The organism is Pseudomonas sp. RIT-To-2 (genome assembly GCF_029623465.1).
In the GTDB taxonomy this organism is placed as follows: Bacteria; Pseudomonadota; Gammaproteobacteria; order Pseudomonadales; family Pseudomonadaceae; genus Aquipseudomonas; species Aquipseudomonas silvicola.
This window is the reverse complement of sequence record NZ_JAPYKM010000004.1, coordinates 264,697-274,967: the sequence shown is the minus strand read 5'-3', so window position 1 is coordinate 274,967 and position 10,271 is coordinate 264,697. Positions and strand designations below refer to the sequence as shown.

Sequence of the window (10,271 nt, the reverse complement as noted above, 5' to 3'; positions counted from 1 at the left end):
AATCGCCGCGCCGTACCTGATGTACCGTGCCGTACCCTTCGCCAGCAAGCTGTGCTCCCACAGCCTGCGTCGGCGCGGGGGTGGGAGCGTAGCTTGCTAGCGAAAAACGCAACGCGGTGTACCTGATGAACCGCGTTGTGCCCTTCGCCAGCAAGCTGTGCTCCTACAGGCTGCGTCGGCCTGCTGCTCCTTGGTGTCCTGGTGGGAGCGTAGCTTGCTAGCGAAAAACGCAACGCGGTATACCTGATGGACCGCGTTGTGCCCTTCGCCAGCAAGCTGTGCTCCTACAGCCTGCGTCGGCCTGGTGGGTGGGAGCTTAGCTTGCTAGCGAAAAAGGCAGCGCGGTGTACCTGATGAACCGCGTTGTGCCCTTCGCCAGCAAGCTGTGCTCCTACAGGCTGCGCCGGCCTTGGTGTGGGAGCTTAGCTTGCTAGCGAAAATGGCAGCGCGGTGTACCCGATGGGACGCGTTGTGCCCTTCGCCAGCAAGCTGTGCTCCTACAGGCTGCGTCGGCCTTGGGGTGGGAGCGTAGCTTGCTAGCAAAAAACGCAACGCGGTGTACCTGATGGGCCGCGTTGTGCCCTTCGCCAGCAAGCTGTGCTCCTACAGCCTGCGTCGGCCTTGGGGTGGGAGCTTAGCTTGCTAGCGAAAATGGCAACGCGGTGTACCTGATGAACCGCGTTGTGCCCTTCGCCAGCAAGTTGTGCTCCCACAGGCTTCGGGCCAGGGATGGCTGAGATCACCTGGTCCACCTTATTTGCTCACTGCAGATCCGTGGCCCGGAAACTCGCGTCACAGACGTCGAACCTGGGAGTGTCGTCGACGGGCCACTTCGACTGTTCAGTACCATCCCAAGTTCGCCTCCCCGCGGGGTTAGCCGTTGGCGCACAGATCACGGCGTCCGCTCCTGTGAGGCCGAGTCCAAGCGTTTACATCACCGTCAATCCAGCTAGCTCCAACTTCCATATTTGCTTGGTCTCCAGCCAGCCCCCTGGGCGCGACTGTGTGCGCCAACGGCATACCTGGCATTGCATCAGGCACTATTATGAAGGGCGTCTAGATTCCTCCCCACATGCTATAAACATCAGCCGGGAATTACGACCTTAACGTATTGGGTTACATAGAGTTCGTTAAAACCGGCGCCATCACCGGGGGAACGCTGAATGCGCAGCCGCTGATTTCAGGCAACTTTGGGGCCACAAGGTTAAACACTGTAGTATGGAGACTCGCAAACAGTGTAAATTTTGTGGTCTCCTGACTGCCCTGCACGGAATCGACTAAACGTGGGACGGCCAATGCAACTGCCCGCAAAACTGCATTGGTCGTCTCCAGAGGTCGGTCTGGTCACAGCGGGCTTTGTGTGTTCAACCCCTGCCAAACCAGGCCGTTCGCGCTCACCCCCGTCCCGGCGACAACATCAAATTCGGCGCCAGCCGGTTGAAGCCGTCATCGTCCAGGCACATGTCCAGCGCCAGGCTGGCCAGGTCAGCCGACAGCGCTTCGGCACCACTGTCATGCTCCAGGTACAGCAACTTCAGAAACAGCTGGCACAGGTGGCAGGTTTCCGCGCGCAACGGTGCCTGTTCCGGCGGATGACGGTCAGTGACCAGGCTGACGTAATCAAGGCCCTTGCTCTCTTCGCAGTACACGCACTTGACCCGTACCACATGCCACTGGCAGGCACACAGCGAACACACCAGGTAGCGCAAGCCGTTGTGGGCGCCACGCTGGCGGATGACCCCGGCCATGGCCGGCGAGCCGCACCCGGGGCATTGGCTCAGGCTGGCGCCGGGTTTCAAGGCGGGGTTGGGCAGGTGGAGTAGCCAATGGGTCCAGGCGGCCTGCAAGGCCGCGCCCAGGAACGGTACGATGTTGGCAGGCAGCGCAGCGTAATTGCCGCTCAGCTGCGCCAGGGCCCACACCAGACGCTGGTCGGCGGGGGCTGTTCTCAACCTGTGCAGCGCTTGCTGCACCTTGGGGGTACCGGCCGTTGCATAGCGGTCCAGAAACGCATCCAGCCAAGGCTGCCACGCCCCTTCACGCACAAGACTGTCGAATGCCAAGGGTGGCAGGCCGTGCTGCTGGCACAGCACCAGGCGGTCAGGGGCCGGCATGGGCGCGGCCGGGGGCTGATCCAACAGGCTTTGCTGCACATCGCACAGGTCGGCCACCAGGTACAGGAAGGCCTGCAGTTGATGGCCCGGCGCCAGAGCGCGCAGCCGCTCGGCACGTTGGGCAAAGAGCGTCGCGGGGGGTAGGTCAAGGTACGGCGGTGTACTGGCCGAGGCGGCTATCTGTTGAGGTTCTAGGATGTCTCTCACGGTTTGATCCTGTTCGGGTGCTCAGGGCGTTTGTCGCCCGTGACGTCACGATACCAGAGCGCATGGTGCTTGCGCGCCCAGGCGCGGCTGACCCAGCCGTGCAACATGGCGTCCACCGAACCCTTGATCCAGATACCGGCGTAGATATGCACGATAATGCTGGTCAACAGCACGAACGCCGCCGCAGCGTGGGCCAGCACCGCCAGGCGGATCGTGGTAATGCCGAACCACTGGCTGAAATACACCCGCCAGATCACCACGCCACTGAGCAGCAACACCAGCATGCACGCCAGCAAGGTCCAGAACAGCAGCTTCTGGCCCGGGTTGTACTTGCCAATGGGGGGCACGCCCTCCTCCTGGTTGAGCATGACCCGGTCGATGCGCTTGAGCCATAGCCTGTCGTTGTGAATGAAATAGTTGGCGCGCCAGAAGCGCACCACCAGGCCCATGAACAGCAGGAACATGGCCACGCCCATGAACGGGTGCAGGATACGTGTCCACGGCCCGCCGCCGAACAGGTGGCTGAGCCAGAACAGCGCCGGGTGAAACAGCGCCAGCCCCGACAACCCGGCCATGAAAAACAGGATCGCCACCAGCCAGTGGTTGGTGCGCTGGTTGGCGGTGTAGCGCAGGATCTGTCTGGGCATCATGGCTGCTTACCCTCGCGGGGATCGTAGGTATGTACGGCCGGGTCGACCGTATGCACGGCAGGATCGAGGTGGGGCTCTTCATCTTCCTCGGTCAGTTGCGGGCCCACGCGCACATAGTGGAAGAACCCGGCCAGCACCGCCGCGCCCATGGCCAGCAGCGCCAGGGGTTTGGTCACGCCTTTCCACAGGCCCACCAGCGGGCTGATGGTGGGCTGGTTGGGCAGGCCCGCGTACAGGCTGGGCTGGTCGGCGTGGTGCAGCACGTACATCACGTGGGTGCCGCCGACGCCATCGGGGTCGTATAGACCGGCCTGCTCAAACCCCCGGCTCTTGAGGTCGACGATGCGTTCGGCGGCGTGCTCCTTCATGTCGGCCTTGGTGCCGAACACGATGGCGCCCGTGGGGCAGGTCTTCACGCAGGCCGGCTCCAGGCCCACCGCCACCCGGTCGGAGCACAGGGTGCACTTGTAGGCCTTGTGGTCTTTCTGGGAGATGCGCGGGATGTTGAACGGGCAACCGGTGATGCAGTAACCGCAGCCGATGCAGTGGTCCTGGTTGAAGTCGACGATGCCGTTGGCGTGCTTGATGATGGCCCCGGGGCTGGGGCAGGCCTTCAGGCAGCCGGGGTCGGCACAGTGCATGCAGCCGTCCTTGCGGATCAGCCACTCCAGGTTGCCGCTGTCGGTGTTTTCATGCTCGGTGAAGCGCATCAGCGTCCAGGTCTCGGCGGTGAGGTCCTGGGGGTTGTCGTAGGTGCCATGGTTGTGGCCGACCTCGTCGCGCAGCTCGTTCCATTCCGAGCACGCCACCTGGCAGGCCTTGCAGCCGATGCACTTGGTGGTGTCGATCAGCTTGGCGACTTCTTGCAGCTGGCGCACCGACGAGGGCACGGTGGTGGTGGCCGAACGGGCGGTGATGTCTTGAATGGCCATCTAGAGCTTCTCCACGTTGACCAGGAACGACTTGGATTCCGGGGTCTGGGAATTGCCGTCACCCAGGAACGGCACCAATGTATTGGTCAGGTAGCCGTGGCGCGTGACACCGGTGAACCCCCAGTGCAGCGGGATACCGATCTGGTGCACCGTCTGGCCGTTGACCTGCAGCGGCCGGATGCGTTTGGTGACCACCGCCACAGCCTCGATGAACCCGCGTTTGCAGGTCACCCGCACCCGGTCGCCCGCAACGATGCCCTTCTCGGCCGCCAGCACCTCGCCTATTTCCACGAACTGCTCGGGCTGGGCAATGGCGTTGAGGCGGCAGTGCTTGCTCCAGAAGTGGAAGTGCTCGGTGAGCCGGTAGCTGGTGCCCGCATAGGGAAAGTCCTTGGCCTGGCCGAGCGACTCCCACACCGAATCGAAGATGCGCGCCGCCGGGTTGCTGACCACCTGCTTGTTGTTGGGATGCAACGGGTTGACGCCAATGGGTGTTTCGAAGGGCTCATAGTGCTCGGGGAACGGGCCTTCGTTCATCTTGTCGACAGCGAAGAACCGCGCCACGCCTTCGGGGTTCATGATGAACGGGTTCATGCCCGCTTCCGGTGGCACGTCGGCCTTGTAGTCGGGCACGTCGGTCCCGCCCCAGGCTTTGCCGGTCCACCACACCAGGCGCTTCTTCTCGTCCCACGGTTTACCTTGGGGGTCGGCGGAAGCGCGGTTGTAGAGGATGCGCCGGTTCAGCGGCCAGGCCCAGGCCCAGCCCAGGTGCTGTTTCATGCCGTAGGGGTCGCTGTTGTCACGCCGGGCCATCTGGTTGCCCTGCTCGGTCCAGCTGCCGCAGAAAATCCAGCAACCCGACGCCGTGGTGCCATCATCCCGCAGCTGGCCAAAACCGGCCAGTTGCGAACCGCCCTTCACCGCCGCGCCGGCGCCGTCGGTAAAGTCGGTGACGGCAAAGCCATTGAGTTCCTTGGCCAGTTCCTCGGGCGAGGGTTCGTCCGGCACCTTGTAGGGCCAGGCCAGTTTCATGATCGGCTCGGCATAGGCGCCGCCCTTGGCCTGGTACAGCGCCTTGAGCCGGCTGTACAGCCCACTCATGATCGCCACGTCGGTGCGCGCCTCGCCCGGGCCGTCAGCGCCCTTCCAGTGCCATTGCAGCCAGCGGCTGCTGTTGACCAGCGAGCCGTCTTCCTCGGCAAAGCAGGTGGTGGGCAGGCGGATCACTTCGGTCTGGATGGCCGCCGTGTCCACATCGTTGTAGGGCCCCACGTGCTCCCAGAACTGCGAGGTTTCGGTGGCGAGAGGGTCCATCACCACCAGCCACTTGAGCTTGGCCAGGGCTTTCATCACCCGGTTCTTGTCCGGCAGCGCGGCGATGGGGTTGAAGCCCTGGCACACGTAACCGTTGACCTTGCCCTGCCCCATCAGGTCGAACATCTTGAGGATGTCGTAGTTGGGGATGTCCAGCTTGGGCAACCAGTCGTAGCCCCAGTGGTTATCGGCGGTGGCGTTGGCTCCGTACCAGGCCTTCATCAGGCTGACGTGGAACTTGCTGTAGTTCTGCCAATAGGACAATTGCCCAGGGCGCAGCGGCACTTGAGTGCGCTTGGTGATGAACGCACTGTAGTCCTGTTCGTTGTCCGTGCCCAGGGTCAGGTAGCCAGGCAAAGCGTTGGACAGCAGGCCCAGGTCGGTCAGGCCCTGGATGTTCGAGTGTCCGCGCAAGGCATTGACGCCCCCACCCGGCATCCCCACGTTGCCCAGCAGCAGCTGCACCATGGCGGCGCTGCGGATGATCTGCGAGCCGATGGAGTGTTGGGTCCAGCCCAGGGCATAGAGGATGGTCATGGTCTTGCCGGGCGCGGCGCAGGTGGCGATCTCGTCCCAGATTTTGCGCATGGCGTCCACGGGCATGCCGCAGATCTGGCTGGCCAGCTCCAGGGTGTAGCGGCTGTAGTGGTGCTTCATCAACTGGTACACGCAGCGCGGGTCTTGCAGGGTCGGGTCGACCTTCGCAAAGCCGTCGTCGCCCAGTTCATAGCCCCAGGTAGACTTGTCGGTGTAGGTGCGCTTGGCCGCGTCGTAGCCAGTGAACAGGCCATCTTCGAAGCCGAAACCGGCTTTGACGATGAACGACACGTCGGTGTAGTTGCGCACGTATTCGTGCTGGATCTTGTCCTCGGTCAACAGGAAGTTGATCAGCCCGCCCATGAACGCGATGTCGCTGCCGGTTCGAATGGGCGCGTAGTAGTCCGCCACGGACGCGGTGCGGGTAAACCTGGGGTCGACGACGATCAGCCGGGCCTGGTTGTGGGCCTTGGCTTCGGTCACCCATTTGAAGCCGCACGGGTGGGCTTCTGCTGCGTTGCCGCCCATTACCAGGATCAGGTTGGCGTTGCCAATGTCTGTCCAGGTGTTGGTCATGGCGCCACGGCCGTACGTCGGGGCAAGACTTGCCACCGTCGGGCCGTGTCAGACACGCGCTTGGTTATCGAACCCCAGCATGCCCAGGCTGCGCACCACCTTGTGGGTCAGGTAACCGGCTTCGTTGGACGCCGCGGAGGCCGCGAGAAAACCGGTGGTGGTCCAGCGGTTCACGGTCTGGCCCTTTTCGTTTTTCTCGATGAAATGGGCGTCGCGGTCGGCCTTCATCAGTTCAGCCACACGGTCCAGGGCTTCGTCCCAGCCGATGCGGGTCCACTCGTTGCTGCCAGGCTTGCGCACCTGGGGGTATTGCAGCCGGTTGGGGCTGTGGATGAAGTCCAGCAGGCCGGCGCCCTTGGGGCACAGGGTGCCGCGGTTGACGGGGTGGTCGGCGTCGCCTTCGATGTGAATGATGTTCTGGGCGACGTTCTTGGCGCCATCGCCCTGCCCATACAGGATCAGGCCGCAGCCGACCGAGCAATAGGGGCAGGTGTTGCGCGTCTCGCGGGTGTGGGCCAGCTTGAAGTGGCGCACCTGCTCGGCGAACGCCGGCGCCGGGGCCATGCCCAGCGCGCCGATGCTGGCGCCGGCCAGGCCGATGCCGGCGGCCTTGAAGAACTGACGACGGTTGAGGTCCATCGTGCACTCCTGATCAGGTAACAGCCTGCGGGACATCGCCGCGGGCACGTGGGCGGATCACGGTTGGGCCGCCGCCTGGGGCGGAAGCTTACTTAACTGTAGTCAGGAAATGGCCAGATTGCCTGTGCGTTGTGTACGCCTGCGGGTGCGGCGGCATCGCGGTACACCTGATAGGCTGCGGTGGCTGCTTACCAGCGGATAAAGCCGAAGCCCTTGGCATCGTTGTACCCTTCCACGGCGTCTGCTTTCATCTGTTCCACCGCCGCTCTGTCACTTGGGTCTCACATCGTCAGCCTGCAGGTGATTATTTACGTTTTTTACCGTGAACGTGACGAGCTGCCCATCCGTGAGTTGCTGGCTGGGATAACCCACGATCGCCGATTGCGGCATGAACAGGGGCTCACCCACCCCCTCGCAACTAATCCAGCCATGCTCCTTCTCCTTGTTGAACCACATCACCGAACCCTCTTGTCTCTCATCCGACATGATCAACACCTCGGTGCTACATAGAAGACAAACGCCCGACCTTTGCCCGGCGCCCACCCTGGTACTAGGCGCCAACCACCCCCCACGCGCAACTGGTAGAACTGACAGCTACTGGTGAGTAGCTTCCTGGCCGGTGGGGCTGTCCGGGCTGAGCAGTCGCGCCAGCCGCTCCAGTTCCCCCGCCTCAACGTCCGATACCGCGACGAACTGCATATGCCCCTGACGCCAACTGACCAGGTTGTACCCGCGACTGTCCATGCGCTGCCGGGGGCTGTCCGGCTGCTCGGTGGGCAGCACGAAGACGTTGATCAGGTGCTTGCCGTGGCCATAGGTCAAGGCGGCGGCCGCCTGGTGTTGCAGGTAGTCGAGCCGGCCGCCCAGCAAGGGAAAACCGGCGCCCGCGAAGTCCGTGACCGGCGGTGAGAAGTCCAGCTTGCCGGTGAACCAGGGCTTGACCGTGTGCCTGTCCGAAGACGCTACGTCATTGAGGTGCTGGCCCATCAACGAGCGCACATGGCTGGAAACTGCCTCATCAACCAGCTGCGGTGAAACCTCTGGGCTATGCACGTACAGCAGAAGCGCCATGGCCAGCAGCGCTGCCGAACCCAGCGGCGCCAACCAGTGGCGCCAGGGCCAGACGCGCCTGGGCGCAGGGGGCGCGTCAAGTTCATGCATGAGGTGTGTGAGGCTATTGGGCAGCGCAAAGCGCGGCGCCGTGCTGCTCACACTGGCCAGCCAACGCTGCAGGCCCTGGAACTGGGCGGTGCAGGCGGCGCATTGTTCCAGGTGGGCCTGCACGGCGGCGCGCCGAGCCGGGTCCAGCTCACGGTCCAGGTAGGCATCCAGCAACCCGAGGCAGGTGGCGTGGTCGATGACAGTCATGGCCGCAGTGCCTGCAATTGAACCCGCAGCGCTGCCCGGGCCCGCGACAGGCGCGACATTACCGTGCCCAGCGGCACACCGGTCACTTGGGCAATGTCCTTGTACGGCAGGCCTTCCAGGTCCTTCAACACAATCACCTCCCGATAACCCGGCGCCAATGCCTGCAGAGCCTGTTGCAACAACGCCATGTCCTCAGCCTGCAAGGCCAGGAATTCCGGGGTTTGCTGGTGCCCCAGGGCCAGGTCATCGTCGCTGATGTCCTCCCCCATGGTCAGCCACGGCGAGTGCGCGGCCAGGCGCAGCCAGTTCATGCTCTCGTTGCGCACGATGCTCAGGAACCAGGCGCGTGGGTTCTCGCCGTCGAAACTGTTCAGGTACTTGAATGCGCGGTAGGCACTTTCCTGCACCACGTCGTGGGCCGCCGAGTCGCTGGCGGTCAACCAGCGCGCGAGGGTGTAGGCAGCCTGCAGATGCGGTGCGAACAATGCCTCGAATCGCGTCATGGCGGCTCTCGACCTGACCTGTGATACGTAACCCCGAACAGCACGGTTTTATTCCCGAAAAAATAAAAATAATCGCCGGAATAAACCCTGCCCTCGCCCCGTTTCCATAACCGTCAGCCAGCCCGGCTGACGCTTGCGATGGAGCTCTGCGATGAACACCACTCACCCCCGCACCGACAGCTTAGCCGACCCCAGCCATGACCCCGCGCGCCGCCACCTGCTCAAATGCTCGGCCTGGGCCGGTGCCGGGGTGCTATGGGCGCTGAGCGGCGGCATTCCCCGTGCCTTCGCCCTGGACAGCAACGGCCAACCCCACGACCCAGCGGCCGTGGCAAGCCCTTTTCAGTTCGTGCAACTGAGTGACTCGCACATCGGTTTCAACAAGGAGGCTAACCCCGAGCCGTTGAAAACCTTGCAGGTGGCCATCGACAAGGTCATCGCCCTGCCCGTGCGCCCTGCATTGATTCTGCACACCGGCGACATCACCCACCTGTCGCGGCCGGACGAGTTCGACCTGGCTGACCAGGCGTTCAAGGCCCTGCCCGCCAGGGTGCATTACGTGCCCGGCGAGCATGACACCCTGGACGAAGGCGGCGGCAAGCTGTACCTGCAGCGCTACGGCAAGGGCACCCAGGGCAATGGCTGGTACAGCTTCGACGATCACGGCGTACACTTCATCGCCCTGGTCAACGTGTTCAATTTTCAGGCCGGGCATGAGGCCACCCTGGGCAGCGAGCAACTGACTTGGCTGGCCGACGACCTGCGTGCGGTCAGCAAGAGCACCCCGGTGGTGGTGTATACCCATATTCCGCTGTGGACCATTTATCAGCCCTGGGGCTGGGGCACCGAGGATGGCGCCCAGGCCATTGCCCTGCTGCGTGACTACGGCTCGGTGACCGTGCTCAACGGCCATATCCACCAGGTGATCCAGAAGGTGGAAGGCCATATCACCTTCCATACCGCGCGGGGCACTGCGTATCCGCAGCCAGCACCCGGCGCGGCGCCGAACCCGGGGCCGATGACGGTGGCCGCCGACCAGTTGCGCAATTACCTGGGGCTGACCGAAGTGCGGGCGACCCAGGGCGACCACCCGCTGGCACTGATCGACGCCACACTGGTGACGTCATGAAGGCCTGGTGGTTGTGCCTGCTGTTGGCCAGCGCGGCCCAAGCTGACGAGGTGCGCATTGACATCACGGGCTTCATGTTCGCTCCGCAGCCACTGGACGTACCCGTCGGCACCACGGTGACGTGGGTAAACCACGACCCCATTCCCCATACCATCGCGCAAAGCGCGCACCTGTTCCGGTCGGCGGCGCTGGACACCGATGACCGGTTCTCCTTCACCTTCACCACACCGGGTACGTTCCAGTACTTCTGCACCTTGCACCCGCAGATGGTCGGCACGGTGCACGTGGTGCCGCGGTGAGGC

General features: G+C 63.6%; 9 protein-coding genes. 2 read left to right on the top strand and 7 right to left on the bottom strand.

The window, feature by feature from the left end; genetic code table 11:
* Positions 1-1,394: 1,394 nt before the first annotated feature.
* The 7 genes from fdhE to QBK88_RS05905 form a co-directional block, all read right to left on the bottom strand.
* A complete protein-coding gene (gene fdhE, locus QBK88_RS05935; protein WP_277961317.1) occupies positions 1,395-2,321 on the bottom strand; it encodes a formate dehydrogenase accessory protein FdhE in 927 nt (308 codons plus the stop codon).
* Positions 2,318-2,971, bottom strand: a complete 654-nt coding sequence (locus tag QBK88_RS05930; protein WP_277961316.1) for a formate dehydrogenase subunit gamma — start codon at positions 2,969-2,971, stop codon at positions 2,318-2,320. Before QBK88_RS05930 ends, fdhE begins: the two co-directional genes overlap by 4 nt.
* Positions 2,968-3,903 carry a formate dehydrogenase subunit beta gene (fdxH, locus tag QBK88_RS05925; RefSeq protein WP_277961315.1) on the bottom strand — a complete coding sequence of 312 codons (936 nt, stop codon included), beginning with the start codon at positions 3,901-3,903 and terminating at the stop codon, positions 2,968-2,970. Before fdxH ends, QBK88_RS05930 begins: the two co-directional genes overlap by 4 nt.
* On the bottom strand, positions 3,904-6,969 hold the full coding sequence (gene fdnG, locus QBK88_RS05920) for a formate dehydrogenase-N subunit alpha (protein WP_277961314.1): 3,066 nt from the start codon (positions 6,967-6,969) through the stop codon (positions 3,904-3,906).
* Positions 6,970-7,239: 270 nt separating this feature from the next.
* The gene (locus tag QBK88_RS05915) at positions 7,240-7,455 is read right to left on the bottom strand and encodes a cold shock domain-containing protein (protein ID WP_277961313.1); all 216 of its coding nucleotides are present in this window, start codon (positions 7,453-7,455) and stop codon (positions 7,240-7,242) included.
* A gap of 108 nt (positions 7,456-7,563) precedes the next feature.
* The gene (locus tag QBK88_RS05910) at positions 7,564-8,337 is read right to left on the bottom strand and encodes an anti-sigma factor family protein (protein WP_277961312.1); all 774 of its coding nucleotides are present in this window, start codon (positions 8,335-8,337) and stop codon (positions 7,564-7,566) included.
* Positions 8,334-8,840: a sigma-70 family RNA polymerase sigma factor gene (locus QBK88_RS05905; RefSeq protein ID WP_277961311.1), complete on the bottom strand. Its 507-nt coding sequence runs from the start codon at positions 8,838-8,840 to the stop codon at positions 8,334-8,336. The genes QBK88_RS05910 and QBK88_RS05905 overlap by 4 nt, the downstream gene beginning before the upstream one ends.
* Before the next feature lie 151 nt (positions 8,841-8,991).
* Between QBK88_RS05905 and QBK88_RS05900 the strand changes: the two genes are divergently transcribed.
* Positions 8,992-9,969, top strand: a complete 978-nt coding sequence (locus tag QBK88_RS05900) for a metallophosphoesterase (protein WP_277961310.1) — start codon at positions 8,992-8,994, stop codon at positions 9,967-9,969.
* On the top strand, positions 9,966-10,268 hold the full coding sequence (locus QBK88_RS05895) for a cupredoxin domain-containing protein (RefSeq protein WP_277961309.1): 303 nt from the start codon (positions 9,966-9,968) through the stop codon (positions 10,266-10,268). Before QBK88_RS05900 ends, QBK88_RS05895 begins: the two co-directional genes overlap by 4 nt.
* Positions 10,269-10,271: the final 3 nt, after the last annotated feature.